Consider the following 26,461-nt stretch of genomic DNA (forward strand, 5'->3'; position numbering starts at 1 on the left):
CTTGAACGGGAAAGTGGAAATCGGGGGACTTAAAGCAATCTCTCAACTTTTGAAACCGGCGGCCGCGAAGCGAATCAACTCCTCCGCGGCATGCAGCCGATGCGCGGACTCGGAAACACCCGAGGGCCGCTTGATCAGGCCGAAATCGGCCATCGCATACGTCAGGGCGCCGGAGAGGAAATCCAGTCGCCAATAAAGCGCTTCCTTGGTGAGCCCGGGCATACAACCGGCGATGGCTTTCGCGAATTCGCGCAGCACATGGCCGTATTGGTCGGAGAGGAACTTGCGCAGGCCATCGTTCTTTTCCGCATAGGCGCGGGCGATCACGCGGATGAAGGCGCCGCCGCCGTGGCGGTCCTGCGCCATGGCCAGCGCGGGTTCGACGAAGGCGGCCAGGATCGGCTCCAGCTCGCCCGGATGGTTCTTGATTGCGGTCTTCAGCGCCTCGAGGCGGTGGGCGCTCATGTCGTCCATGCGGCGGCGGAAGACCTCGTTGACGAGGTTCTCCTTGCTGCCGAAGTGGTAGTTCACCGCGGCGATGTTGACGTCCGCGCGGCTGGTTACCTGGCGCAGCGACGTGCCCGAGAACCCGTATTGGGCGAAGAGTTCTTCGGCGGCGCCGAGGATGCGGTCCTTGGTGGAGAAGTGGACGGTGGTGGGCATGGCGAGGGGCCTCAAACGGTCGGTTCAAGCGCACGGTTCAAACGCTTGTTCGATCCTATTCCGTACGCCGACGTATCGTCAACGCACCGTTCGTGGTCGATGCGTTGCGGCCGCTCACCGGGGGTTGGGTTCCACGCGTGCAAGTGAAGCGTTCAACGGCTAGAATCGCCGCCAGCCATATCGGCTAAACCCGCGTTCCGTCGCGGGTTTTTCTGTTATCCTCGGGCCGCGCGCAAGTCGCGAGCCCGCCTGCCCGGAGTATTTCGAAATGGCGCTGGAGCGCACCCTGTCCATCATCAAGCCCGATGCCGTTGCCAAGAACGTCGTCGGCGAAATCTATTCCCGCTTCGAGAAGAACGGCCTGAAGGTCGTCGCCGCGAAGATGAAGCACCTGTCGAAGCAGGAAGCTGAAGGGTTCTATGCCGTCCACCGCGAGCGTCCGTTCTTCGGCGCGCTGGTGAACTTCATGATCTCCGGCCCGGTCATGATCCAGGCGCTCGAAGGCGACAACGCGGTGCTGAAGAACCGCGACCTGATGGGCGCCACCAATCCGAAGGATGCCGCCGCGGGCACGATCCGCGCCGACTTCGCCGACTCGATCGACGCCAACGCCGTGCACGGCTCGGATTCGCTCGAAAACGCTGCGATCGAAATCGCGTACTTCTTCCCCACCACCGACGTCTACGCGCGCTGAGCGCCTGACGATCAAGGTCATCGAAACGAACGCAGTGAACGTGACGCTTCAAAACGGTATGTCCGCCAAACAGAACCTCCTCGAGCTCGATCGCGAGGGCCTGGAAAACTTCTTCGCCGACACCCTTGGCGAGAAGCGTTTCCGCGCGCACCAGGTGATGAAGTGGATCCATCATCGTTACGTCACCGATTTCGCCCAGATGACCGACTTGGGCAAGGTGCTGCGCGCCAAGCTCGAGGACGCGGCGGAAATCGTCGTGCCGAAGGTGCAATTCGAAAAGCCTTCGGCCGACGGCACGCACAAGTGGCTGCTCGGCATGGATGGCGGCAACGCCATCGAAGCCGTCTTCATTCCCGACAAGGGCCGCGGCACGCTGTGCGTGTCCTCGCAGGTGGGCTGCGCGCTCAACTGCCAGTTCTGCTCCACGGCCACGCAAGGCTTCAACCGTAACCTCTCCACCGCCGAGATCATCGGTCAGGTGTGGGTGGCCGCGCGTCACCTGGGCAACGTCCCGCACCATCAGCGCAAGCTCACCAACGTGGTGATGATGGGCATGGGCGAGCCGCTGGCCAATTTCGACAACGTCGTGCGCGCGATGAACGTCATGCGCGACGACCTGGGCTTCGGCCTGGCGAACAAGCGCGTCACGCTGTCGACCGCGGGCATGGTCCCGATGATCGACAAGCTGGGCGAGGTGTGCGACGTCTCGCTCGCCATCTCCCTGCACGCGCCGAACGACGAGCTGCGCAGCGAACTGGTGCCGCTCAACAAGAAGTACCCGATCGCCGAACTCCTCGATTCCGCCGCGCGCTATGCGATGCGCAAGAAGGGCACGTCGATCACCTTCGAATACACGCTCATGAAGGGCGTGAACGATCAGCCGCAGCATGCCAAGCAGCTCGCGCGGCTGATGCACAAATTCGACAACGCCGTGCAGATGAAGGATGCGGCGAAGGTCAACCTGATTCCGTTCAATCCTTTCCCGGGCACGCGCTTCGAGCGCTCGCCGGAAGAGGACATCCGCGCGTTCCAGAAAACCTTGCAGGAAGCGCGCGTGCTGGCGACGGTGCGACGCACCCGCGGCGACGACATCGACGCTGCGTGCGGCCAGCTGAAGGGGCAGGTGCTCGACCGGACCCGGCGACAGGCCGCGTTCCGCAAGCACCTGGCCGAACAGGGGATTGGCGATGCGGCGGCCTGAGGTCGTCGTCCTCGCACTCCTGGTGGCCCTCGTCGGGGCCGGTTGTTCGCGTGTCGCCTTCATGAAGACCGAGCCGGGCCGCAAGGGCTTCGAGTCGACGAACGAACCCGTCGTCGTCCATGAAAGCGCCGAAGCCCGCAATCGATCCACCGCGCGCAACTCGCTCGCCCTGTCGGAAGAACGCCTGCGCACGGGCGACCTGGTCGCCGCCGAAAAGTACGCGCGCCAGGCGCTGAAGTCCGATCCCAATTCCGTCGGCGCCTACACCTTGCTCGCCGTGATCGCGGACGGGCAGGGCCAGCCCGCGCAAGCCGGCCAGCACTACAAGCGCGCGTCCGAACTCGCGCCGGCCGATGGCCGCATGCTCAACAATTACGGCACGTGGTTGTGCAAGAACGGGCAGGCGCAGGCCTCGCTCGACTGGTTCGACCGCGCGCTGCAGGCGCCGGGTTACGCCACGCCCGCGGCCGCATTGGCCAATGCGGGCAGCTGCGCGCTCGATGTCGGCGACAACGTCCGCGCCGATCGCGACCTGCGCCAGGCCCTCGCGATCACCCCGGAAAACCCGGTCGCCCTGGCCGCGCTCGCGCGACTGCAATACCGCTCCGGCAACTATTTCGAAGCACGCGCCTTCTCCGAGCGCCGACTGGCGGCTGCCCCGGCGGACGCCGAAGCGCTAATACTTGCGTCACAGATCGAAGACAAACTCGGCGACAGTGCTGCGGCGTCGCGATACGTTCGCCGCTTGGGGGAGGAGTTCCCTGGCGCTGCGCAAGGGAACGTGGGGGGATCGAAGTCGCCATGAACAGCGAACACGAACACGCCTACGCATCCGGCGGAGAGCCCGGTGTCGGCGAACGTTTGCGCAAGGCACGCGTCGCCGCGGGCCTGTCGGTCGACGACGTCGCCGCGAAACTCAAGATGCCCCATCGCGTCGTGGAAGCGATGGAAGCCGAAGACTGGAAGCGCCTGGGCGCGCCGGTCTACGTGCGCGGGCAGTTGCGCAGCTATTCGCGCCTGCTCGGCCTGGTGACCTCGACCACGCTCGCCGCTTCCGGCATCGCACCGATCGAACCCACGCCCATCGTCGCGCGCAGCTACACGCCGCGGATGACGCGCTGGTTCGAACAGGGCAAGCGCCGCCTCGTCTACATCATCCTGACCGCCGCGCTGGTCGTGCCCGCGTGGCTGGCGACCAAGCCGCACATCATGGGCCGCACGGATCCGGCGACGGTGCAGTCGCTCGATGCGCCCGCCACCGGTTCGCCGCAGGTCGGTGCGATCAGCGAGCCGGCGCCCGTCGCCAACGAACCCACCGTCGTCGCCTCGATGACGCCCAACCTCTCGCCGCGTCCGGCGGCGAAGTCCACGCTCGTGCTGCGCCTGACGGGCGACAGCTGGGTGCAGGTGCAGGCACCGGATGGCCGCACGATCGAGAAAGGCCTGATGTCGGCGGGCACCACGCGTTCCTATGCCGCCGGCGAAGTCGGCCGCGTCACGCTGGGCAACGCATCGGCGGTCGTGGTGCAGCAGGGCGATCGCCCGCAGGACCTGACGCCCTACCAGCGCGCGAACGTTGCGCGCTTTACGGTATCCTCTGACGGCTCCCTGGCGCCGGTCGGCGACTGACCCACGCGCGAAAGCACTGCCTGCGGGGCGCAGCCGTGACGCGTCCCGCGTACGCGCCCGCCCGCATCCCCCAGCAACAGCCCAAGAGTCAGCATGGTCGACCATTTGCTCGATGAGCACGAACAAAGCGAACGCGTCCGCAGTTGGCTGCGCCAGAACGGCGCCGGCCTCATCGCGGGCATAGCCCTGGGCCTGGCCGCGATCGGCGGCTGGAACTGGTGGCAGAACCACCAGGCCGGCCAGCGCGCGCAGATGGGCGCGCAGTACACCCACGTCGTCGACGCGATCGCCGCCAACGACCTGAAGAAGGCCGCCGCGGAAAACGCGACGCTTTCGAAGTCCGATACCGAATACGCCGCGCTCGCCGCGATGCAACTGGCGCGCGCGCAGGTCGACAAGGGCGACCGCGACGGCGCGATCGCCACGCTCAAGGGCGTGCACGCGAAGGACCCGGCGATCATGGCCGTCGTGCGTTCGCGACTGGCCCGCCTGTACCTGGACGGCGGCAAGCCGCAGGACGCGCTGACGCTGCTCGGCGACAAGCCCGAAGGCGCCGCGGCCATCGAAGCGCGCGGCGATGCGCTCTTCGCGCTCGGCCGCACCGAAGATGCACGCGCCGCCTACACGCAGGCGCTCGCGAAGCTCGACGTCGCCACCCCGGCGCGTCGTCTCGTCGAACTCAAGCTCATCCAGGTCGGCGGCAGCCCGGCCCGTCCGGAGAACAGCATCTGATGTCTGCGAATTCCCGCATTGTTTCGCGCGCGGCCCTCGTGCTCGCGTGCGTTTTCGTCCTCGGCGGCTGCACCACCATCAAGGGTTGGTTCGGCGGCAAGGACGACAAGAAAGCTTCAGAACCCGCTGAACTCACCGACATCACGCCGACCGCGACGGTCGCGAAGATGTGGTCGGTCGGCGCGGGCAAGGGCGAAGGCAAGATCGGCATCCGCCAGGGTCCGGCGGTCGCCGACGGCAAGGTGTTCGTGGCCGCGGTGACGGGCGGCGTCAGCGCGCTCGACCTGCAGACCGGCGCGGTGCAGTGGAACTTCACGCCTGCCGAAATCGAAGACAAGCCCAACGTGCGCCTTTCCGGTGGTCCCGGCGTGGGTGGCGGCGTGGTCGCGGTCGGTGGACTCGACGGCGAAGTGATCGCCCTCGATGCCGCGACCGGCACCGAGAAGTGGAAGGGCAAGGTCGGCGCCGAAGTCATCGCCGCGCCGGCCATCGGCGATGGCCTGGTCATCGTGCGCAGCAACGACGGTCGCGTGACCGCGTTCGATGCCGAATCCGGCGCGCGTCGCTGGTTCTGGCAGCGCGATCTTCCGGCGCTCACCGTTCGCGGCAACGATTCGGTGCTGCTCGGCCCCGGCTTCGTGTTCGTCGGCAACGACGACGGCACGGTCGCCGCGCTGTCGACGTCCGACGGCCGCCTGCTGTGGGAACAGGCCGTCGCGCAGACCGAAGGCCGCAGCGAACTCGACCGCATGGCCGACGTCGACGGCACGCCCGTCCTCGACGGCACGACGATCTACGCGACGAGCTTCAAGAAAGAAACGATGGCGATCGACGGCCCGACCGGCCGCCCGATCTGGCAGCGCGAAAACGGTGGTTCGGGCCGCATCGGCAATGCGCCCGATCGCGTGGTCGTCGCCGATCCGGCCGGCACCGTGTGGGCCATCGACAAGGCTACCGGTGGCGCGCTGTGGTCGCAGCCTGCGCTCGCACGCCGCAACGTCACGGGCGTGGCGGTGCAGGGCGATTTCGCCGTGGTCGCCGACTACGACGGTTACGTCCATTGGCTCCGCCTGTCCGACGGTGCGTTCGCCGCGCGCGAACGTGTCGGCGGTGATGAAGTGAAGGCCGCTCCTGTCGTCGCCGACGGCGTCCTGCTGATCCAGAACACCGACGGCGAAGTCACGGCCTTCCGGCTGCAGTAAGGGTCCAAATGCTTCCCCTCGTCGCGCTGGTGGGTCGTCCGAACGTCGGGAAGTCGACGCTGTTCAATGCGTTGACGCGCTCGCGCGATGCCCTCGTGCACGACGAGCCCGGCGTCACGCGCGATCGCAATTACGGTGTGTGCCGCCTGGATCCCGAGCGCCCGTTCGTGCTCGTCGACACCGGCGGCATCGCGGGCAGCGAAGAAGGCCTGGCCGGCGCCACCGCACGCCAATCGCGCGCGGCGGCCGAAGAAGCCGACCTGATCCTGTTCATCGTCGACGGCCGCGAAGGCGCGTCGTCCATCGACGACGAGATCCTCGCGTGGTTGCGCAAGGTCGATACGCCGACGTTCCTGGTCGTCAACAAGATCGACGGCCTGGACCCGCAAACCGCGCTCGCCGATTTCGCGCGCTACGGCTTCAAGGACGTGCTCGCCACGTCCTCGGCGCACAAGACCGGTATCGACACGTTGCTTGCGCGCGCGCTCGCCGCGCTGCCGAAGGACGGCGACGCCGAGATCCTCGACGACGATCCCGAGCGCATGCGCGTGGCCTTCGTCGGCCGCCCGAACGTGGGCAAGTCCACGCTGGTCAACCGCATCCTCGGCGAGGAGCGGATGATCGCCTCCGACGTGCCGGGCACGACGCGCGATTCGATCGCCGTCGACCTGGAACGCGACGGACGCAAATATCGTTTGATCGACACCGCCGGCCTGCGCCGCAAGGGCCGCGTCGAAGAAGCGGTCGAGAAGTTCTCGATCGTCAAGACGCTGCAGGCGATCGAACAGTGCCAGGTCGCGGTGATCCTGATCGACGCCGTCGAAGGCATCACCGAACAGGACGCCAGCGTGCTCGGCGCCGTGCTCGACGCCGGCCGCGCGCTCGTGGTGGCGATCAACAAGTGGGACGGGCTGACCGACTACCAGCGCCAGCAGAACGAAGCGCTGCTCTCGCGCAAGCTCGCGTTCGTCGACTGGGCCGAAGCGGTGCGCATTTCCGCGCTGCATGGGTCGGGCCTGCGCGAACTGTTCAAGGCGGTGCATCGCGCGCACGCGTCGGCCACGAAGAAGTTCACCACGGCGGATATCACGAAGGCGATCGAAATCGCCTACGAAACCAATCCGCCGCCGGTCGTGCGCGGCCATGTGGCCAAGCTGCGCTTCGCGCATCCGGGTGGTGAGAATCCGCCGACGTTCATCGTGCACGGCACGCGCCTGCGCACCTTGTCGGATTCGTATCGCCGGTATCTCGAAAACTTCTTCCGCAAGCGCTTCAAGCTCGTGGGCACGCCGGTTCGTTTCATCTTCAAGGAAGGCGAAAACCCGTACAAGGACAAGCCGAAGCAGCAACTCACGCAGCGCCAGGTCGTGAAGAAGCGCCGCCTGATGCGGCACGTCAAGAAGCACGGCAAGTAACGGGCACGCCGTGATCGCGCCGCGCGCCATCACGCTCGGGATCCTCGCCGGTGGTCGCGGCACGCGACTGGGCGGCATCGACAAGGCCTGGATCGTGCGCGACGGGATCGCGCAGGTGCAGCGGTTGGCGAAGCGGTTCGACGGCGAGGTGTCGCAGGTGCTCGTCAGCGCGAATCGCGATCTGGAACGATTTCAAGCGCTGGGGTTTATCGCAGTGGCGGATCGCACGCGCGACCTCGGCCCGATCGGCGGACTCGATGCACTCGCGCACGCGTGCACGACGCAGTGGCTGCTCACGATTCCCGTGGACCTCGTGTTCGTCAATGACTGCCTGATTCCCACGCTCGGCAGCGCAGGCGGGCAGGGCGCGAGCATCGAAGACGAGGACGGACCGCAGCCGTTGGTGGCGTTGTGGAATGTCGAAGCGCTTCGCAACGCGCCGTTCCAGCGCGACGACCTGTCGGTGCAATCGCTGCAAACCGAGCTTGCGATGCCCCGCATCCGCCTGGACGGCGTGCGCTTCGGCAACCTCAACACGCCCGAAGACCTCGCCGCCGCCCACGCGACGCTGCCCTGACATGCGCGACGACTTCCCCACGCAACTGACCTTCGACGACGCCCAGGCGATCGTCGACGCCACCGCGGCCGAACACCGCCTTCCCACCGAACGCCTCGCGCTCGCGCGTACGCACCAGCGCATCCTCGCGCAGGACGTGGTCGCGCCGATTCCGCTGCCGCCGTTCGACAACAGCGCGATGGACGGTTACGCGGTGCGCCACGCCGACATCGCGCGGGGCGAAACCACGCTGCAACTTGTCGGCGAACAGTTCGCCGGTCGCGCGCTCGACCTGCGCGTCGATGCAGGCCAATGCGTCCGCATCACGACCGGCGCACCGATGCCCGCGGGCGCGGACACCGTCGTCATTCGCGAAGTCGTGCGCATCGAAGGCGACCGCATCACGTTCCCCGCCGACTTCCGCGCCGGCGCCAACGTGCGCTACGCAGGCGAAGACGTTCAGGTCGACGACGCCGTGCTCGCACCGGGCCAGGTGCTCACGCCCGCGCGCGTGGCCACCGTCGCATCGTTGGGCATCGATCAACTCAGCGTGTCCGCGCGGCCGACGGTCGCAGTGTTCACCACCGGCGACGAACTCGTGCAGCCGGGCATCGCGCTCGAACCGGGCCAGATCCACGACAGCAACCGCGAACTGCTGATGGGCTTGCTGCGCGCCGATGGCCTGGAACCCACCGCGTGGCCCACGATGCCCGACGATCCCGAACGCATCGCCTCGATGCTGCGCGATGCCGCGTCGAGTTTCGATGTCGTGATCACGTGCGGCGCGGTGTCCGCAGGCGAGAAGGACCATGTGCCCGCGCTGCTCGACGCGCACGGTCGCATCCGCTTCTGGAAGGTGCGCATGAAACCGGGGATGCCGTTGCTGTTCGGTGATCTCGACCAAGCGCGCTTTCTCGGATTACCCGGCAATCCGGTGTCGGTCTTCGCCACCTACGCAACGCTCGGGCGCCGATTGCTCGATGGGCTGCAGGGGCGCACGGAAGCGCGTCGCGTCTTCCGCGCACGCCTCGCGACGCCCATCGACAAACCACATGCCCGACGCGAGTTCCTCCGCGGGCGCCTGGAAGTGGGCGAAGACGGCACGCTCCGTGCGCACCCCGACGCTGCCACCGGCTCGCATCGCCTGCGGGCCGCCGCGATGGCGGATGCGCTGATCGTCGTTCCGGAGGGGCCGCAACAGCTTTCCATCGGCAGCGTCGTCGACGTGCTGCCGTATTAACGCGGCGCGCGGCTGACACTCATTAGAATCAGCGCGAATGTCCGTCCACGAACGCACCCCCGCCGAAGCCCTCGCGCGCCAGCAAGCCGGCGCGCTCCTGGTCGATGTCCGCGACGCACACGAGCGCGCGCTCGGCACCGCGCACGGCGCGCGTGGTATCGCGCGTGCAGAGCTCGAAGCCGATCCGTCGGCCCATCTGCCGGACACGACTGCGGAAATCCTGCTGATCTGCCAGAGCGGCCGGCGTTCGCAATTCGCCGCCGATGCGCTGGCATCGCACGGCTATACGAATCTCGCTTCCGTCATCGGTGGCACGGTCGCGTGGTCGGCCGCGGGATTGCCGATGGATGCGCCCGAACTCGACGACGACTTCAGCGATCGCTACTCGCGCCATCTGCGTTTGCCGGAAGTCGGGCTCGCAGGCCAGACGCGACTGGAAGCGGCCAGCGTGCTCGTGATCGGCGCAGGCGGGCTGGGTTCGCCCGTCGCGTATTACCTTGCGGCCGCCGGTGTCGGAACCTTGCGCATCGCCGACGACGATGTCGTCGACCGCAGCAACCTGCAGCGCCAGATCCTGCACACCGATGCGCGCATCGGTGCACTGAAAGTCGAAAGTGCGCAGACGACGTTGAGCGCGCTCAATCCGCGCACGCGCATCGAAGCCATCGCCGAACGCGTCACTTCGGAGAATGTCGAACGCCTGCTGGAAGGCATCGATGTCGTCGTCGATGGCGCCGACAATTTCGCCGCGCGCTACCTGCTCAACGATGCGTGCGTGAAACTCGGCAAGCCCTTGGTCTACGGCGCGGTGCATCGCTTCGAAGGGCAGGTGAGCGTGTTCGATGCGGGCCGCCATCGTGGCTCGGCGCCGTGCTATCGCTGCCTCTTCCCCGAACCGCCGCCGCCGGAAGCCGCACCCAACTGCGCCGAAGCCGGCGTGCTCGGCGTCGTGCCGGGCCTGGTCGGTTTGTTACAGGCGACCGAGGCGATCAAGCTCCTTCTCGGCATCGGCACGCCGCTCACGGGCCGCCTGTTGCATGTCGACACGCTGGGCCTGCGCTTCCGCGAAACCCGCCTGTCGCCCGACCCCGATTGCCCCGTGTGTCCGCCCGGGCGTGATTTTCCCGGTTACATCGACTATGCGAGGTTCTGCGCAGGGGGCTGACGAGCAGCCCAGCGACGGCGCCCGGGGGTGACATGGAAGTTGCAGTCCGCAGGAAGATCTCGACGCTGTTGTTGCTGCTCGCGCTGGCGTGCCTGGGAATCCATGAGGCGCGCGCGGGCGAACCCTGCGCCATCGCCACCCCGCCGGCGACCACGTGGGGCCAGCGCGTCGCCGCGGTGGCCTGCGCGGAAAGCCGTCTGTGGTATTCGCCGTTCCTCGACGACCAGGGCCGCCTGGCGAGCATCCGCATCGCCGAAGCCGAGAACAGCCGCCTGCAGGACGGCAGCACGACCGCGTGGCGTCGCGTCGTCGATTACTGGAAAGGCACCGGCCTGCTGTACGGCATGTCGGGCCACATGGGCGCGAACGAATGCGGCCTGTCGCTCGACGTCTGGCCCGGTTCGGCCGCGTGTCGCGCATTCGTCGTCGATACACCGTGGTCGGCGACCTTCGTCTCTTTCGTCTACATCCGCGCGGGCATTCCGGGTTTCGCGCCCTCGGCGAGCCATTTCGATTTCATCCGGCAAGCCTTGAAGGGCGGGCCCAATTCGCCATTGCGTTTCGCCGATCCCGACAAGGAAGCGCCCGCCGTGGGCGACCTATTGTGCTTCACGCGCGGGCAGGGTGCGCCGATGGGGCCCGCGGGCATGCGCGCGTATGCCGAGCGCAGCAGCGATTCGATCGCGATGCATTGCGACATCGTGGTGTCGATCGACAACGGGAAACTCTATGCGGTCGGCGGCAACGTGCTGCAGGGCGTCACGATGCGCACGCTGCACGTCAATCGCACAGGCGCGCTGTGGAACCTGCCGCATCGCGGCGCGATGGGCGTGGCGTGCACGCCGGGCGCGAGTGCAGGGTGCACGTTCAATCGCCAGGATTGGGTGGCTTTGCTGAAACTGGAACCGAAAGCGAGCGCGCCACCGCCGACCCCGGCATCGCCCATCCAATGCTGCACGCTGTGTCCCTTGCCGATGCCGGCGAACATGCAGCGCTGCCCGGTCGCACCCAAACCGATCGCGCCGACGACGACGCCCTGATCAGGCCGACGGCGTCGCGCGCTTCGGCCGCGGCTTGGTGCGCTCGTCCATCTGCAACCCGAGCACGGTGTTGCAGTGGATGCACGAAAAAGTCATCACGCGCCGCTGCTTGGTTTCGCCGTCGACGGTGGCCACCGCCTGCTCGACGTTGACGTGCAGGACGCGCATGTCGCACTTCGGGCATTTCGCCTGGTTCATCATCAAGGGGTCCCTACGAAGGCCATCAGTGACTGTGCGTACGTCCTGCTCGAGGCGACCGTCGAATGGTCGGCGTGGGGCAGGTCGAGGACGGTCGGCTTGTACTTCAGCGACGCGATGAGTTTGTTGGTGCTCACGGCGGGCACGACGTCGTCGCGGCCGGCGCGCACGATCAGCAGCGGCCCCTTGTAGGCCTGCAGGTAAGAGGCCTGTTCGTACTTGTCCTGCAACAACCAGCGGACGGGCAACCAGGGGTAATGCTGCTGCGCGACGTTGGCCATGCTGTCGAAGGGCGTGACCAGCACGAGCTTGGCGACGGGACGCTTCGACGCGACATAGCTCGCCACCGCGCTGCCCAGGCTGCGGCCGATCACCACGATGCGCGCGCCCGGTTGGCGCGCCTGCACCTGGTCGTAGACGGCGAGGGCGTCTTCGAGGATGTCGGCTTCCGTCGGCGTGCCTTCGCTCGCGCCGTAGCCGCGATAGGGCACCAGGTAGGTGCTCGCATTCGGGAACCACTTGGCGAAGTCGGCCTTGCGATCCTCGATGCGTTCGGCGTTGCCGCCGAAGTACAGCACCGCGCCGGGTTGCCCGATGTTGACCAGCCATCCGTTGAGCATCACGCCGTTGCGCGCGATGCCGAAGTCGGTCTGGTCGGGCGTGGCTTTCGTGGTTTGCGGGAGATAGAGGATGTCGCGCTGCTTGGCGTACATCCAGCCGCACAGGCCGGCGTAGGCGAGTACGGGCGCGGCGGCGATCAGCGTGATCACGACGGGCTTGCGGAGTTTCATCGCGGTGCCTCCTTGCGTTGCGCGGCTTCGAATGCGGCCAGTTGCTCCGGTGTCGCCTCGCGCTGGTGTTTGGCCTTCCATTGGGCGAAGGGTTCGCCGTAGACGGCGTCGCGGGCTTCTTCCTTCGTCAACGTAATCCCGCGGTGCTCGGCGGCCTCGCGGTACCAGTCGGCCAGGCAATTGCGGCAGAAGCCGGCGAGCGTCATCAAGTCGATGTTCTGCACGTCCGCGCGCTCGCGCATGAGGTGCTCGACGAGGCGGCGGAAGACCGCAGCCTCGATCTGTTGGCTTTCGAAATCCTGGTCCTGCCCGGTCATGCGTTCCTGCTTGTTGGCGCCTCGTGGTCGCGAGGCTACAACGGGTCGGCAATAATGTCCGGCCTTGACTCCACCATACGGCCGGTCCATTGGACATGACGATGCCCCCAGCCCGAATCCTCGACGGAAAGCGGATCGCGGACGAACTGCTCGATTCGCTCAAGGCCCGGGTCTCGGCGCGGGTCGCCGAAGGCAAGGCGCCCCCCGGCCTGGCCGTGGTCCTGGTGGGCAACGACCCAGCCTCGTCGGTCTACGTGCGCAACAAGCGCCGGGCCGCGGAGAAGGTCGGGATCCGCGCGATCGACCACGATCTGCCGGCGACGACCACCGACGCCGAACTCCTGGCCCTGATCGACCGCCTCAACGCCGACCCGGAGGTGCACGGCATCCTGGTCCAGCTGCCCCTGCCGGACCGGCGCGACGCGACCGAGCTGATCCACCGCATCGACCCGCGCAAGGACGTCGACGGCTTCCACCCCGAGAACGTCGGCCATCTGGCCCTGCGCCAGTTCGGCTTGCGGCCTTGCACGCCGCGCGGCATCACGACCCTGCTGGCCTGGACCGACCGCCCCGTGCGCGGGGCCAGCGCGACGATCGTGGGCGTCTCCAACCACGTCGGCCGCCCGATGGCGCTGGAACTGCTCATCGCCGGCTGCACGGTGACCTCCTGCCACAAGTTCACGCCGCCCGACGTCCTCGAGGCCTCGGTGCGCAACGCCGACATCCTCGTCGTCGCCGTCGGCCGCCCCGGCCTGATCCCCGGCGAATGGGTGAAACAGGGCGCGGTGGTCATCGACGTGGGCATCAACCGCCTCGACGACGGCCGACTGGTCGGCGACGTCGGCTTCGAAGCGGCCGCCAAGCGCGCCAGCTGGATCACGCCGGTGCCCGGGGGCGTCGGGCCGATGACCGTGGCCACGTTGATGCAAAACACGCTGGAAGCCGCGGAAGCCGCGAATTTGTGAGGGGGAGTAGCCCCTTTTAGTAAAAGGGGCGCGGCGACAGCCGGGGGAATTTGGCCCTGCGCACCTGGGTCGCGGTTTGCGTGAGCAAACTGCGAGCCCGTAGCGACACTCATGCAGAACACACTGGAGGCGGCAGAGGCATCGGACGCGGGCTGATTCCGGCTACAATGTCGCGCTTCCCGCACTCGGGTAGCCCAATGCTCCGCATCCTGGCCGAAGCGCTCACCTACGACGACATCTCGCTCGTTCCGGCGCATTCCACGGTCCTTCCGAAGGACGTCCGCCTCGCCACGCGCCTCACGCGCAACCTCCGGCTGAACATGCCGATCGTGTCCGCCGCCATGGACACCGTCACCGAAGCACGCCTTGCCGTCACGATGGCGCAGCTCGGCGGCATCGGCATCCTGCACAAGAACATGTCGGTCGAACGACAGGCCGCGGAAGTCGCGCGCGTCAAGAAGTTCGAAGCCGGCGTGATCAAGGAGCCCTTCACCGTCGGGCCCGAAACCACGATCGGCGAAGTGCTCAAGCTCACGCGCGCACGCAACATCTCCGGCGTGCCGGTGGTCGAGAACGGACAACTGATGGGCATCGTGACCGGGCGCGACATGCGCTTCGAGAAGAAGCTCGACGATCCGGTCCGCCACATCATGACCAAGAAGGATCGCCTCATCACCGTGCGCGAAGGCGCCAGCGATGAGGAAGTCGTGCAGTTGCTGCACAAGCATCGCATCGAGAAAGTCCTCGTCGTCAACGACGGCTTCGAGCTGCGTGGCCTGATCACGGTCAAGGACATCCAGAAGAAGCAGGACAACCCCAACGCCGCGTACGACCCGAGCGAGCGCCTGCTCGTCGGCGCCGCGGTCGGCGTGGGTGGAGATACCGAACAGCGCATCGAAGCGCTCGTCGCCGCGGGCGTGGACGTGATCATCGTCGACACCGCGCACGGCCATTCGCAGGGCGTGCTCGATCGCGTGCTGTGGGCCAAGAAGACGTTCCCGAAGCTCGAAGTCATCGGCGGCAACATCGTCACCGGCGATGCGGCGCTCGCATTGATGGACAACGGCGCGGACGCGGTGAAGGTCGGCGTCGGTCCCGGTTCGATCTGCACCACGCGGATCGTGGCGGGCGTCGGCGTGCCGCAGGTCACCGCGGTGTCGATGGTCGCCGAAGCGCTGCAGGATCGCATTCCGTTGATCGCCGACGGCGGCATCCGTTACTCGGGCGACATCGGCAAGGCGATCGTCGCCGGCGCATCGAGCGTGATGATCGGCGGCCTGTTCGCGGGCACCGAGGAATCGCCGGGCGAAACCGAACTGTTCCAGGGCCGCAGCTACAAGAGCTATCGCGGCATGGGTTCGCTGGGTGCGATGGAGAAGGGGTCGAAGGACCGCTATTTCCAGGACGCCAGCGACGCCGACAAGCTCGTGCCCGAAGGCATCGAAGGCCGCGTGCCGTATCGCGGTCCGCTCAGCGGCGTGGTGCATCAACTCGCGGGCGGCCTGCGCGCGACGATGGGCTACGTCGGTTGCGCGACGATCGATGAAATGCGCACCAAGCCGTCCTTCGTGAAAGTGACCTCCGCCGGCACGCGCGAATCGCACGTGCACGATGTGCAGATCACCAAGGAACCGCCGAACTACCGCGCTTCCTGACCCACCTCGCGCCGGCTTCGTGCCGGCGCTTTCGCATCAGGGCTTCCAGATGACGCAAGACACGCAGCACGACATCCACACCGACAAGATCCTCATCCTCGATTTCGGTGCGCAGTACACGCAGTTGATCGCGCGCCGCATCCGCGAACTCGGCGTCTATTGCGAAATCTGGGCGTGGGACCACGACCCGTCGGAAATCGCGAAGTTCGGCGCGAAGGGCATCATCCTGTCGGGCGGTCCTGAGTCGACGACGTTGCCGGGTGCGCCCAGCGCGCCGCAGGAAGTCTGGGATTGCGGCCTGCCGCTGCTCGGCATCTGCTACGGCATGCAGACGATGGCCGCGCAGCTCGGTGGCGCGACGGAAGCCGCGGACCAGCGCGAGTTCGGTCATGCGCAGGTCGAGATCGTCGCGCACGATGCGTTGTTCGATGGTTTGAAGGACCACCCCGGTTCGCCGCCGCGCCTGGATGTGTGGATGAGCCATGGCGACCACGTGTCGCACGCGCCGCCGGGCTTCACCGTCACCGCGCGCACCGATCGCATTCCCGTCGCCGCGATGGCCGACGAAGCGCGCCGCTGGTACGGCGTGCAGTTCCATCCCGAAGTCACGCACACGCGTCAGGGGCAGGCGCTGTTGCGTCGCTTCGTCGTCGACATCTGCGGCTGCGCCACGTTGTGGACGGCGGCGAACATCATCGACGACCTCGTCGCCCGCGTGCGTGCGCAGGTCGGTTCGGAAGAAGTGATCCTCGGCCTGTCGGGCGGCGTGGATTCGTCGGTGGTTGCAGCGCTGTTGCATCGCGCGATCGGCGATCAGCTGACGTGCGTGTTCGTCGACACCGGCCTGCTGCGTTTCGAAGAAGGCGACCAGGTGATGGCGATGTTCGCCGAGCATATGGGCGTCAAGGTCATTCGCGTGGATGCCGCGCCGCGTTACTTCGCCAAGCTCGAAGGCGTCGGCGATCCGGAAGCCAAGCGCAAGATCATCGGCAATCTGTTCGTCGACATCTTCGACGAGGAGTCGACGAAGCTGGCGAACGCCAAGTGGCTCGCGCAGGGCACCATCTATCCCGACGTGATCGAGTCGGCCGGCAGCAAGACCGGCAAGGCGCACGTCATCAAGAGCCACCACAACGTCGGTGGCTTGCCCGAGCACATGAAGCTGGGCCTGGTCGAACCGCTGCGCGAATTGTTCAAGGACGAAGTGCGTCGCCTGGGCGTCGAACTCGGCCTGCCGCCGGCGATGGTCTATCGCCATCCGTTCCCGGGCCCGGGCCTGGGCGTGCGCATTCTCGGCGAAGTGAAGCCCGAGTACGCCGATCTGCTCGCCAAGGCCGACCACATCTTCATCGACGAGCTGCGCAAGCACGGCCTGTACGACAAGGTCAGCCAGGCCTTCGCGGTGTTCCTGCCGGTGAAGTCGGTCGGCGTGGTCGGCGATGCGCGTGCCTACGAGTGGGTGATCGCGCTGCGCGCGGTGGAAACCATCGACTTCATGACCGCGCACTGGGCGCACCTGCCGCACGAATTCCTCGGCATGGTGTCCAACCGCATCATCAACGAGCTGCGCGGCGTCTCGCGCGTGGTGTACGACATCAGCGGCAAACCGCCGGCGACGATCGAGTGGGAGTAGGGGAACGGCTCAGCCCGGTCCGAAAATAAATTTCGGGACCATGTCGATTTCGGCCATTCTCGTTCGTCGTAAGGGATGAGGGCCGAATGGTCGGCCCGAAGGAGACAGACAATGCGCGTCATGGTCTTTGCGAAGGTGCCCGCGGACATGTCCATGGAGCCCACGCCCGAGCAGTTGGAAGCGTTCGCCGCGATGGATGCGTACAACGAGGCGCTCGTCGAAGCCGGTGTCTTCATCGCCGGCGCCGGCCTCAAGCCCGAAAGCGTGTCCAAGCGCATCGAAGACAAGGGGACGGAACGCCTGGTGTTCGACGGTCCATTCACCGAGGCGCGCGAGGTGGTCGCCGGCTTCTCGATCTGGGAAGTGAAGGACATGGACGACGCCCTGGCCTGGGCGATGAAGGCCCCGAACTTCGGCATGGGCGCCGCCGAAATCCGCCCGTTCTTCGAAGCGGCGGACCTGGAAGGCTTCGTGTCCGCCGAAGAACTCGCGGCAGGACCGCGCGAGGGCGAACGCGGCAGGCTCGGGGTCGCGTGAGCCAAGCCGACATCGACATCGCCTGGATGCAACGTGCGCTCGCATTGGCCGAGCGCGCGGAGCACGAGGACGACGAAATTCCGGTCGGTGCGGTGTTGGTCTCCGCCGAAGGCGAGGTCATCGGCGAGGGCTGGAACCGCAACATCACCGATCGCGATCCGACGGCGCACGCCGAGATCGTCGCGCTGCGCCAGGCGGGTGCGCGCGTCGGCAACCATCGACTGCTCGGCAGCACGCTGTACGTGACCCTGGAACCGTGCGCGATGTGCGCGATGGCGATGGTGCATGCGCGCGTGGCGCGCGTGGTGTTCGGCGCGAGCGATCCGAAGACGGGTGCCGCCGGCAGCGTGTTCGACCTGCTGGCCGATCCGCGCCACAACCATCGCGTCGACGTGGTCGGTGGCGTGCTCGCCGGAGAAGCGGGCACGCGCCTGACGAATTACTTCCGCAAGAAACGCGGCAAGCCGCCGGTCTGACTCAACGCCGCTTGCGCTGCATTTCCTGTTCCATCTCCAGGTCGAAGCTGGAGACCGACAGGCTCACCTCACGACCCAACCAGATGCTCGCCCCGAGCAGGAACACCACGCCGACCAGCGCGAGCGCGGTCGGCACCACGCCGAGCTTGAAGCCGGTGAAGGCGTCCAGGGCGAGCGAGAGGCTCGTGCCCACGAACGCACCGAGCGCGCCGTAGAGCATCTGGCAGGCACGCAGCACCAGGTGGGCGCGGCGACGATGGCGATGGATCTGGTCCTGGCGCTCGGCCGCATCGGGCGCATCGAACTCCCAGCTCACCATCAGCGCCCGCAGCCGGTCGACCACGCGGGCCAGCCGTGCATTTGCCGAGGTCAGCAGCGAGGCCGTGGCCGCCATGAGCAGGGCGGGGGCGAGCATCGCGGTCAGGATCGCGTAGTGGGCGAGGGCGGATTGGAACTGGGGCATCGGCGGTGGGCGGGCGGGCGATGGAGCGGGCTATCATGCGGCAGGTCCCGTTTCCCTAGCGAGCACGATGCCGAACCACATGGAAAGTGAAGGCCGGTTGATCTGGATCGACCTGGAAATGACCGGGCTCGATACCGGCCGTGACTCGATCCTCGAGATCGCCACGATCGTCACCGACTCCAACCTCCAGGTCCTCGCCGAAGGCCCGGAGCTGGCCATCGCGCACCCGGTCTCGGTGCTCGAGGCGATGGACGAATGGAACCGCACGCAGCACCGCAAGTCGGGCCTGTGGCAGCGCGTGGTCGACAGCCACGTGACGCTCGACGAAGCCGAAGCGCGCACGATGGCCTTCCTGTCCGAATGGGTGCCGGCCAACGCCTCGCCCATGTGCGGCAACTCGATCTGCCAGGACCGCCGATTCCTGCATCGGCTCATGCCCGCGCTCGAAAACCATTTCCACTATCGCAACCTGGACGTCAGCACCGTCAAGGAACTGGCGCGCCGCTGGGCGCCCACGGTGCTGGGTGGTTTGCGCAAGCAATCGGCGCACACGGCGCTGAGCGACGTGCGCGATTCGATCGCGGAACTGGCCTACTATCGACGCCACATGGGCCCCCTGTCGGGCCTGCCGACGGGGTAGGGTGCGCCGCTTCCTCGCACTGCTTGCGCTGTGCATCCTCGCTGCCGGCGCGCACGCCGCCGGCAAGCCGGTCAACGCTTACTTCCGCGAAACCTGGACCACCCGCGAAGGCCTGCCGCACAACCAGGTCAACGCGATCGCGCAGACGCCCGACGGGTATCTGTGGTTCGGCACCTGGGAAGGCCTGGTCCGCTACAACGGGCTCGAATTCCACGTCATCGACCGCCGCAACACGCCGGCGCTGCGCGACAACGGCATCCGTTCGATCCGCGTCGCGCCCGACGGCGCGCTCGTCATCGGCACATCGCGCGGTGGCGTGAGCGTGCTGCGCAAGGGCGCGTGGCGCACCTACGGCAAGCGCGACGGCCTGGCGCAGGACGAGGTGATGGATGCGGTACTCGATGCGAAGGGGCGCCTGTGGGTCGCCACCGAAAGCGCGGGCATGACGCGCATCGATGCCGACGGCCGCGCACACCAGTACAACCAGGCGACGGGCCTTCCGACCAACATCACCTTCGGCCTGGTGCGTGATCGCGACGACACGGTGTGGCTGTCGAGTGCCGCGGGTGTCGTGCGCTTCGTCGGCGACAAGGCGCCGGTGGTCTACAACGAAGACGACGGACTGCCGGACGCGCCGATCTTCCATCTGGAACAGATGGCCGACGGCACGCTGTACGCCGGCACCGAACGCGGCGCATATCGGCGCGTCGGCGAGCGCTTCGAACTGGTTTCGACCACGTTGCCCGCCGACGGCGTGCCGAGCCTGGTGCGCGACAACGCCGGCGACCTGTGGGTCGGCACGATCAACCACGGCCTGCTGCGCCTGGGCGCGGATGGCACGCTCGATAATTTGAGCAGCCAGAAAGGCTTGCCGAACAATCGCGTCGCGGCCTTGTTCGTCGATCGCGAAGGCAGCCTGTGGGCCGGCACCAACGCGGGCCTGTTGCGCTTGCGCGATGCGCCGTTCACCACGTTCAACACCGAGCAGGGCCTGAGCGACGACTACGTGCGCGCGATCGTGCAGGGCCGCGACCGCAGCATCTGGATCGGCACCAGCCGCGGCTTGAATCGCTGGAAGGACGGCAAGGTCGTCGATGTGCTGACCAGCGCCGACGGACTTCCGGGCGATTCGATCCTGAGCCTGCTCGCCGAAAACGACGACAGCCTGTGGGTCGGCACCTACGTCGGCGGCTTGTTGCGATTGCGCGACCGCAAGGTCGTCGAGCATTACGACACCGCGAGCGGATTGCCGGGAAGCAACCAGATCCGCGCGCTCGCGCACGGGCTCGACGGGTCGCTGTGGATCGGCACCTCGCGCGGCCTGGTGCAGATGAAGGACGGCAAGTTCCGTCTCTTCGGTTCGGCCGCGGGCCTGCCGCGCGATTTCGTCCTCGCCCTGCATGTCGCGCGCGATGGCGCGGTGTGGGTCGGCACGGCCAACGGCGCGGCGCGCGTGGTCGACGAACGCGTCGAACCGATCGACCTGCATCGCATGAACGATGCGCAGGACGTCTTCGACTTCCACGAAGACGGCGACGGCACGGTGTGGATCGCGACCGACCGCGGCCTGGTGCGTTATCGCAACGGGCAGGTGGCGTCGATCGGATTGGCGCAAGGGTTGCCGATCGACACCTTGTTCCAGGTGGTCGACGACCAGGCGGGCAGCTTGTGGCTCACGTCCAATCGCGGCGTGTTGCGTGTCGCGCGCCGCGATGCCGAAGCGGTGTTGGCGGGCAAGCAGCGCACGGTGAATCCCGATCAGTTCGGCGAACCCGATGGTTTGGCGAGCAGCCAGGCGAACGGCGGTTCCGGGCCCGCGGCGATTCGCGATGCGCAAGGGCGCCTTTGGGTCGCGACCGCGCGCGGCGCGGCGATGGTCGATCCGACCGTGTTGCACAGTTATCGCCGGCAATTGGCGCCGGTGGTGATCGAACAGGTCATCGCCGACGATCGCGAGTTGCCCGCGCAGGCGAAACTCGTCCTGCCGCCGGGCACGCGCAAACTCGAATTCCACTACGCGGGCCTGAGTTTCCAGATGCCGCGCCTGCTGCGCTATCGCTATCGGCTCGAAGGCGTGGACGCGGGTTGGAACGAACGCGGCAACCAGCGCGTCGCGCAATACACCAACCTCGGGCCCGGCAAATATCGCTTCCTGGTGTCTTCATCGGCGCCGGGGTTGGGGCAGGGCTGGAATCCCGACGCAACCGCGCTCGAGATCGAGATCCAGCCGCAGGTGTGGCAGAACGCGTGGTTCATGGCCGCGTGCATGGCGGCGATCGCGCTGCTGGTGTTCTTCTACATCCGCTGGCGCACGCGCAGCCTGCGCGTGCGTGCGATCGAACTGGAGCGCGTGGTCGAAGAACGCACGCGCGATCTGCGCGAACAAACCTCGCGCCTGCTCGTGGCCGATGAAGAAAAGACGCGCCTGCTGCACCAGTTGCAGGACAAGTCGGAAGCCTTCGAACGCCAGGCGCGCGAAGATGCGCTGACCGGCTTGCAGAACCGACGCAGCCTGGACGAAGGGCTGGCGCGGGCGTACGAGGCGGCGGTGCGCACGCAGCAGCCGCTGAGTTTCGCACTGCTCGACATCGACAACTTCAAGCGTATCAACGACGAGTACTCGCACGCCGCGGGCGATGAAGCCTTGCGCGAGGTTGCGCGCGTGTTGCTGGAATCGCTGAACCACGATGCGTTGCTCGCGCGCTGGGGCGGCGAGGAGTTCGCGGTCCTGTTCCCGGCCACGACGCTCGACCAGGCGCGCGCGCGTTGTGAAACGGCGCGCGCCGCAATCGAAGCCCTGAATTGCGATGCGTTCGCGCCCGGTTGGCGCATGACGCTGAGCGGCGGCGTGTGCGACCGCACGGGATTTGCGCACCACGAACGCCTCGTGCGGCGCGCGGATCAGTTGCTGTACGAGGCGAAACGGGCGGGGCGCAATCGCATCGTGGGATAGCGACGCAATCTGGGGGCAAGGGGGGCTTGGCCCCCCTTGAACCCCGTGTCAGGTGGCGTTGGACTTCGCCTTGGCGAGCTGCAGCCACGTATCGACGACCGTGTCCGGATTCAGCGACACCGATTCGATGCCCTGTTCCATCAGCCACAGCGCGAGATCCGGGTGGTCGCTCGGGCCCTGGCCGCAGATGCCGATGTACTTGCCCTTGGCGCGCGCGGCCTTGATGGCCATCGACAGCATCTTCTTTACCGCCGGGTCGCGTTCGTCGAACAGGTTCGCGACGATCGCAGAGTCGCGATCCAGGCCCAGCGTGAGCTGCGTGAGATCGTTCGAACCGATCGAGAAGCCATCGAACATTTCGAGGAACTCGTCCGCCATCAGCGCGTTGGACGGCACCTCGCACATCATGATGACCTTCAGTCCGTCGCGGCCTTGTTCGAGGCCGTTTTCCTTCAGCACTTCGAGCACGCGGCGGCCTTCGTCGAGCGTGCGCACGAACGGGATCATCACCCAGCAATTGGTGAGGCCCATCGTGTCGCGCACCTTGCGCACGGCCTGGCATTCCAGCGCGAAGCAATCCTTGAACGACGGATCGACGTAACGGCTCGCGCCGCGGAAGCCGATCATCGGGTTCTCTTCGTGCGGCTCGTACTTCGAGCCGCCGATGAGGTTGGCGTATTCGTTCGACTTGAAATCCGACAGGCGCACGATCACCGGATTCGGCGACACCGACGCGGTGATCGTCGCGATGCCTTCGGCGAGGCGGTCGACGTAGAAGTCCACCGGGCTCGCGTAACCGGCCATCTTGGCGTCGATCTTCTGCTTGGTCGCCGCGTCCTGCTTCGAGTATTCGAGCAATGCCTTCGGATGCACGCCGATGTGCGAGGCGATGATCATTTCCAGGCGCGCCAGGCCGATGCCCGCGTTCGGCAGCATGCCGAAGTCGAACGCGCGATCCGGGTTGGCGACGTTCATCATGATCTTCAGCGGCGCCGGCGGCATGTTGGCCAGGTCGGTCGTCGTGCGTTCGAAGGGCAGGGTGCCGTCGTAGATGAAACCGGTGTCGCCTTCGGCGCAGCTCACGGTGACTTCCGCGCCGTCCTTGATCCGGTCAAGCGCATCGCCGGTGCCGACGACCGCGGGCACGCCGAGTTCGCGCGCGATGATCGCCGCGTGGCACGTGCGGCCGCCGCGATTGGTGACGATCGCAGAAGCGCGCTTCATCACCGGCTCCCAATCGGGATCGGTCATGTCGGCGACGAGCACGTCGCCCGGCTGCACGCGCGCCATGTCGTCGAGCGAACGCACGACGCGCGCGACGCCCGCACCGATCTTCTGGCCGATCGCGCGGCCTTCGGCGACCACCGTGCCGCGCTTTTCGAGGTTGTAGCGTTCGATCTGCGTCGCGTGGCCGCGCGACTTCACCGTTTCCGGGCGCGCCTGCACGATGAACAACTTGCCGCTGACGCCGTCCTTCGCCCACTCGATGTCCATCGGGCGGCCGTAGTGGTCTTCGATGGTCAGCGCCTGGCGTGCGAGTTCGTGCACGTCGGCGTCGCTGACGGAGAAGGTGTTGCGCAGTTCGGCCGGCGTGTCTTCGTTGCGCACGCGCTCGCCGGGCTGGTTCGAATACACCATGCGGATCTGCTTGGCGCCGAGCGAGCGGCGCAGGATCGCGGGCTTGCCCTGCTTGAGCGTCGGCTTGAAGACGTAGAACTCGTCGGGGTTCACCGCGCCCTGCACGACGTTTTCGCCGAGGCCATAGCTGGCGGTGATGAACACCACGTCGCGGAAGCCCGACTCGGTGTCGAGGGTGAACAGCACGCCCGACGACCCCACGTCCGAACGCACCATCAACTGCACGCCGGCCGACAGGAACACGTCTTCGTGCTTGAAGCCGTGGTGCACGCGATAGGCGATCGCACGATCGTTGTAGAGCGAAGCGAAGACTTCCTTGACCTTGCGCACGACATCGTCGGCGCCGGTGACGTTGAGGAAGGTTTCCTGCTGGCCGGCGAAGCTGGCGTCCGGCAGGTCTTCGGCGGTGGCCGAGGACCGCACGGCGACCGCGACTTCACCGCCGCCGTTCTCGGCGCAGAGCCTGGCGTAGGCGGTACGGATGTCCTGGTCGAGGTCGGCCTGCAGCGGGGCATCGATCACCCAGCCGCGGATCTCGGCGCCGGCCTGGTTGAGGGCGGGCACGTCCTCGACGTCCAGCGTGGCCAGCCGGTCGAAGATGCGCTGGTGGAGATCGTTGTGGGCGATGAAGGCCTTGAAGGCGTCGGCGGTGGTCGCATAGCCGCCGGGCACGGAGACGCCGAGCTTCGCCAGGTTGCCGATCATCTCGCCGAGCGAGGAATTCTTGCCGCCCACCTGCGCAAGGTCGGTCAGTCGCAGGTCGTGCAGCCACAGGATATTGGCGCTCAAGGCGTGGGGCTCCGGCATCGGAAGGGGGGAGGAATGCGGCAAGCGCCGGCGGCGCCGCCACGAAGCGCGGTATTTTACAGGCCCCGCGTCCTCATCGCCTCCACATGACCCAGACCCGCCCGGTCTTCTACGTTTCCGACGGCACCGGCATCACGGCCGAGACCATCGGCCACAGCCTGCTGACCCAGTTCGCCGACACGCGATTCACCACCGACCGCATCTCCTTCGTCGACACGGCGGAGAAGGCCCGGGAGGCCGCCAATCGCATTCGTGAGGCCGGGGAGGCCGCGGGCGCGCGGCCCATCGTGGTCAACTCGTGCGTCGACAACGAGCTGTACCGCATCCTCGCCGAGAGCGGCGGGCTGATGCTGGACATCTTCGCGCCCTTCATCGAGCCGCTGGAACGCGAACTCGGCGAGCAGCGCTCGCTGCGGGTGGGGCAGGCGCACGGCATGGTGAACTTCGAGGCCTACCACCGCCGCATCAACGCGATGAACTACGCGCTGACGCACGACGACGGCATGATCATGGACTTCGAGGATGCCGAGATCATCCTGGTCGGCGTGTCGCGCGCGGGCAAGACGCCGACGTGCGTGTATCTCGCGCTGCATTACGGGATTCGCGCGGCCAACTATCCGCTGACCGAAGAAGACCTCGAGGCCGACAGGCTGCCGGCGAAGCTGCGCTCGCATCGCCACAAGTTGTTCGGCTTGACGATCGATCCGATCCGACTGCACCAGATCCGCCAGGAACGCCGGCCCAATTCGCGTTACTCGCAACTGGATACGTGCAAGCGCGAAGTCGCGCAGGCCGAGCACATCTTCCTCAACGAGAAGTTGACGACGCTGAGCACCACGCACACGTCGATCGAAGAGATCGCAAGCAAGGTGTTGACCACGCTCGGCATCCACCGCGAGATGTTCTGACAGCGTGAAGCGCGCACCTGAAATTCGTTTGAATTCCGGCGTGCGTTGGCTCGCGTTGGGAAACTAAACGTTAGGCCTGTCCGGGCGTGCCGTCAATGCTGCCGCAAGCGGTTTCCGGCGTGTAGGATCGGGCCATGAGCAGCATCGCTTCCCGCACCACGCGCATCCCTCGACTGAGCCGGTTCGGCTGGCTCATGGCGTTGTACGCAGAGAACCACGTGCGCCTGGTGCGCCTGTTCGAACCGCAGCACCTGGCGGTCGGACGGTATGTGTCCAGTGTCGGCGACGGGCTCGACGTGGTGCTCGATGTCGTCGAGATCCACGCCTACACCGTCGAACTGCGATTGAGCTACGCCATCCGCGATCCGCTCACCGGCCAGCCCGATCCCTCCGCGCACCTGCGGCTGTATCGCGATGCGAAGCAGGTCGAAGCCACGCACTGTTATGTCGGCCGCCGCTGGCAGGACGTCATCGGCATGTATCCGCCGCCGGCCGAAGTGGTCTGCCATCGCCTGCGCATGAACACCTTCCTCGGCAAGTGGATCCAGTACCTGGCCGAGCAGGGTCACGGCGTGGCGACGTTGGTGCCGGTTCCCGACGCGACGACCACGATTGCAGCGTGATGTTGTCCGCACGAAGTTGCGAAAAGGTGTTGACGCTCCGCAGGACGCCCCCTAAACTTTCGGGCTCACCAGCAGTGGGGCCATAGCTCAGCTGGGAGAGCGCCTGCATGGCATGCAGGAGGTCGCCGGTTCGATCCCGGCTGGCTCCACCAAAAAATTCAAGCTGCAAACCGCTACTGTCCCCATCGTCTAGAGGCCTAGGACATTACCCTTTCACGGTAGCGACCGGGGTTCGAATCCCCGTGGGGACGCCAATCAAGCAAGAAGGGCCGCTGAAAAGCGGCCCTTTTTGTTTTGACGCCCGGCGTCGATACTCGGGC

The 26,461-nt window shown here is 66.7% G+C and carries 25 protein-coding genes, 2 tRNA genes and 1 pseudogene; 22 read left to right on the forward strand and 6 right to left on the reverse strand.

Going from position 1 to position 26,461, the window contains the following annotated elements; genetic code table 11:
• Positions 1-42: 42 nt before the first annotated feature.
• Entirely contained in the window at positions 43-663 is a 621-nt protein-coding gene (locus tag GN331_RS11545; RefSeq protein ID WP_156642246.1) for a TetR/AcrR family transcriptional regulator, read from the reverse strand.
• A 268-nt stretch (positions 664-931) separates the two neighbouring features.
• Here GN331_RS11545 and ndk point away from each other — a divergent pair, with 268 nt between their 5' ends.
• From ndk to GN331_RS11600, 11 genes and pseudogenes are all read left to right on the forward strand, one after another.
• Positions 932-1,357 carry a nucleoside-diphosphate kinase gene (gene ndk, locus GN331_RS11550; RefSeq protein WP_156642248.1) on the forward strand — a complete coding sequence of 142 codons (426 nt, stop codon included), beginning with the start codon at positions 932-934 and terminating at the stop codon, positions 1,355-1,357.
• A gap of 58 nt (positions 1,358-1,415) precedes the next feature.
• A complete protein-coding gene (gene rlmN / locus GN331_RS11555) occupies positions 1,416-2,558 on the forward strand; it encodes a dual-specificity RNA methyltransferase RlmN (protein ID WP_156642250.1) in 1,143 nt (380 codons plus the stop codon).
• Entirely contained in the window at positions 2,545-3,363 is an 819-nt protein-coding gene (gene pilW / locus GN331_RS11560) for a type IV pilus biogenesis/stability protein PilW (protein WP_156642252.1), read from the forward strand. Before rlmN ends, pilW begins: the two co-directional genes overlap by 14 nt.
• Positions 3,360-4,187, forward strand: a complete 828-nt coding sequence (locus tag GN331_RS11565) for a helix-turn-helix domain-containing protein (protein ID WP_156642254.1) — start codon at positions 3,360-3,362, stop codon at positions 4,185-4,187. The genes pilW and GN331_RS11565 overlap by 4 nt, the downstream gene beginning before the upstream one ends.
• Positions 4,188-4,280: 93 nt before the next feature.
• The gene (locus GN331_RS11570; protein WP_156642256.1) at positions 4,281-4,919 is read left to right on the forward strand and encodes a YfgM family protein; all 639 of its coding nucleotides are present in this window, start codon (positions 4,281-4,283) and stop codon (positions 4,917-4,919) included.
• Positions 4,919-6,121, forward strand: coding sequence for an outer membrane protein assembly factor BamB (gene bamB / locus GN331_RS11575; protein WP_156642258.1), 1,203 nt, complete (start codon positions 4,919-4,921; stop codon positions 6,119-6,121). Before GN331_RS11570 ends, bamB begins: the two co-directional genes overlap by 1 nt.
• A gap of 8 nt (positions 6,122-6,129) precedes the next feature.
• On the forward strand, positions 6,130-7,536 hold the full coding sequence (gene der / locus GN331_RS11580) for a ribosome biogenesis GTPase Der (RefSeq protein ID WP_156642260.1): 1,407 nt from the start codon (positions 6,130-6,132) through the stop codon (positions 7,534-7,536).
• Between the two features lie 10 nt (positions 7,537-7,546).
• Positions 7,547-8,113: a molybdenum cofactor guanylyltransferase gene (gene mobA, locus GN331_RS11585; RefSeq protein WP_331713462.1), complete on the forward strand. Its 567-nt coding sequence runs from the start codon at positions 7,547-7,549 to the stop codon at positions 8,111-8,113.
• A 1-nt stretch (position 8,114) separates the two neighbouring features.
• Positions 8,115-9,332 (forward strand): molybdopterin molybdotransferase MoeA, encoded by a 1,218-nt coding sequence (locus tag GN331_RS11590; protein WP_156642262.1) that lies wholly within the window; start codon positions 8,115-8,117, stop codon positions 9,330-9,332.
• A 25-nt stretch (positions 9,333-9,357) separates the two neighbouring features.
• A pseudogene (moeB, locus tag GN331_RS11595) lies at positions 9,358-10,497 on the forward strand (molybdopterin-synthase adenylyltransferase MoeB); the annotation flags it as partial.
• A gap of 32 nt (positions 10,498-10,529) precedes the next feature.
• Positions 10,530-11,537, forward strand: coding sequence for a DUF2272 domain-containing protein (locus tag GN331_RS11600; RefSeq protein ID WP_156642266.1), 1,008 nt, complete (start codon positions 10,530-10,532; stop codon positions 11,535-11,537).
• Here the strand turns inward: GN331_RS11600 and GN331_RS11605 are convergent, their stop codons facing one another.
• Genes GN331_RS11605 through GN331_RS11615 form a run of 3 tightly spaced genes read right to left on the reverse strand, consistent with a single transcriptional unit; the run spans position 11,538 to position 12,843 of the window.
• Positions 11,538-11,705, reverse strand: coding sequence for a hypothetical protein (locus tag GN331_RS11605; protein ID WP_156642268.1), 168 nt, complete (start codon positions 11,703-11,705; stop codon positions 11,538-11,540).
• Between the two features lie 32 nt (positions 11,706-11,737).
• Positions 11,738-12,526 (reverse strand): alpha/beta hydrolase, encoded by a 789-nt coding sequence (locus GN331_RS11610; protein WP_156642270.1) that lies wholly within the window; start codon positions 12,524-12,526, stop codon positions 11,738-11,740.
• On the reverse strand, positions 12,523-12,843 hold the full coding sequence (locus tag GN331_RS11615) for a DUF1244 domain-containing protein (protein ID WP_156642272.1): 321 nt from the start codon (positions 12,841-12,843) through the stop codon (positions 12,523-12,525). Before GN331_RS11615 ends, GN331_RS11610 begins: the two co-directional genes overlap by 4 nt.
• Before the next feature lie 95 nt (positions 12,844-12,938).
• On the opposite strand from GN331_RS11615, the gene folD reads away from it, so the two are divergent.
• The 5 genes from folD (at position 12,939) to tadA (ending at position 18,109) form a co-directional block, all read left to right on the forward strand.
• Positions 12,939-13,808: a bifunctional methylenetetrahydrofolate dehydrogenase/methenyltetrahydrofolate cyclohydrolase FolD gene (gene folD / locus GN331_RS11620; RefSeq protein WP_156642526.1), complete on the forward strand. Its 870-nt coding sequence runs from the start codon at positions 12,939-12,941 to the stop codon at positions 13,806-13,808.
• Positions 13,809-14,005: 197 nt separating this feature from the next.
• Positions 14,006-15,463 carry an IMP dehydrogenase gene (guaB, locus tag GN331_RS11625; RefSeq protein WP_156642274.1) on the forward strand — a complete coding sequence of 486 codons (1,458 nt, stop codon included), beginning with the start codon at positions 14,006-14,008 and terminating at the stop codon, positions 15,461-15,463.
• A 49-nt stretch (positions 15,464-15,512) separates the two neighbouring features.
• Positions 15,513-17,096: a glutamine-hydrolyzing GMP synthase gene (gene guaA / locus GN331_RS11630; protein WP_156642276.1), complete on the forward strand. Its 1,584-nt coding sequence runs from the start codon at positions 15,513-15,515 to the stop codon at positions 17,094-17,096.
• 111 nt (positions 17,097-17,207) lie between these two features.
• Positions 17,208-17,633 carry a YciI family protein gene (locus GN331_RS11635; protein WP_156642278.1) on the forward strand — a complete coding sequence of 142 codons (426 nt, stop codon included), beginning with the start codon at positions 17,208-17,210 and terminating at the stop codon, positions 17,631-17,633.
• 26 nt (positions 17,634-17,659) lie between these two features.
• Positions 17,660-18,109: a tRNA adenosine(34) deaminase TadA gene (gene tadA, locus GN331_RS11640; protein WP_156642528.1), complete on the forward strand. Its 450-nt coding sequence runs from the start codon at positions 17,660-17,662 to the stop codon at positions 18,107-18,109.
• 1 nt (position 18,110) lies between these two features.
• Here tadA and GN331_RS11645 read toward each other — a convergent pair whose 3' ends face one another.
• Entirely contained in the window at positions 18,111-18,572 is a 462-nt protein-coding gene (locus tag GN331_RS11645; protein WP_156642279.1) for a DUF2721 domain-containing protein, read from the reverse strand.
• Between the two features lie 79 nt (positions 18,573-18,651).
• Between GN331_RS11645 and orn the strand changes: the two genes are divergently transcribed.
• Positions 18,652-19,212: an oligoribonuclease gene (orn, locus tag GN331_RS11650; protein WP_231734477.1), complete on the forward strand. Its 561-nt coding sequence runs from the start codon at positions 18,652-18,654 to the stop codon at positions 19,210-19,212.
• Between the two features lies 1 nt (position 19,213).
• The gene (locus GN331_RS11655) at positions 19,214-22,165 is read left to right on the forward strand and encodes a two-component regulator propeller domain-containing protein (protein WP_156642289.1); all 2,952 of its coding nucleotides are present in this window, start codon (positions 19,214-19,216) and stop codon (positions 22,163-22,165) included.
• A 48-nt stretch (positions 22,166-22,213) separates the two neighbouring features.
• Here the strand turns inward: GN331_RS11655 and ppsA are convergent, their stop codons facing one another.
• On the reverse strand, positions 22,214-24,592 hold the full coding sequence (ppsA, locus tag GN331_RS11660; RefSeq protein ID WP_156642292.1) for a phosphoenolpyruvate synthase: 2,379 nt from the start codon (positions 24,590-24,592) through the stop codon (positions 22,214-22,216).
• A gap of 104 nt (positions 24,593-24,696) precedes the next feature.
• Here ppsA and ppsR point away from each other — a divergent pair, with 104 nt between their 5' ends.
• From ppsR to GN331_RS11680, 4 genes are all read left to right on the forward strand, one after another.
• Positions 24,697-25,518, forward strand: a complete 822-nt coding sequence (gene ppsR, locus GN331_RS11665) for a posphoenolpyruvate synthetase regulatory kinase/phosphorylase PpsR (protein ID WP_156642293.1) — start codon at positions 24,697-24,699, stop codon at positions 25,516-25,518.
• A gap of 134 nt (positions 25,519-25,652) precedes the next feature.
• Complete coding sequence (locus GN331_RS11670; RefSeq protein WP_156642295.1) at positions 25,653-26,141, forward strand: DUF1249 domain-containing protein; 489 nt, start codon at positions 25,653-25,655, stop codon at positions 26,139-26,141.
• A 76-nt stretch (positions 26,142-26,217) separates the two neighbouring features.
• A tRNA-Ala gene (locus GN331_RS11675) sits at positions 26,218-26,293 on the forward strand.
• Positions 26,294-26,319: 26 nt separating this feature from the next.
• Positions 26,320-26,395: transfer RNA gene (locus GN331_RS11680), tRNA-Glu, on the forward strand.
• Positions 26,396-26,461: the final 66 nt, after the last annotated feature.

The organism is Noviluteimonas gilva (assembly GCF_009740395.1).
In the GTDB taxonomy this organism is placed as follows: Bacteria; Pseudomonadota; Gammaproteobacteria; order Xanthomonadales; family Xanthomonadaceae; genus Noviluteimonas; species Noviluteimonas gilva.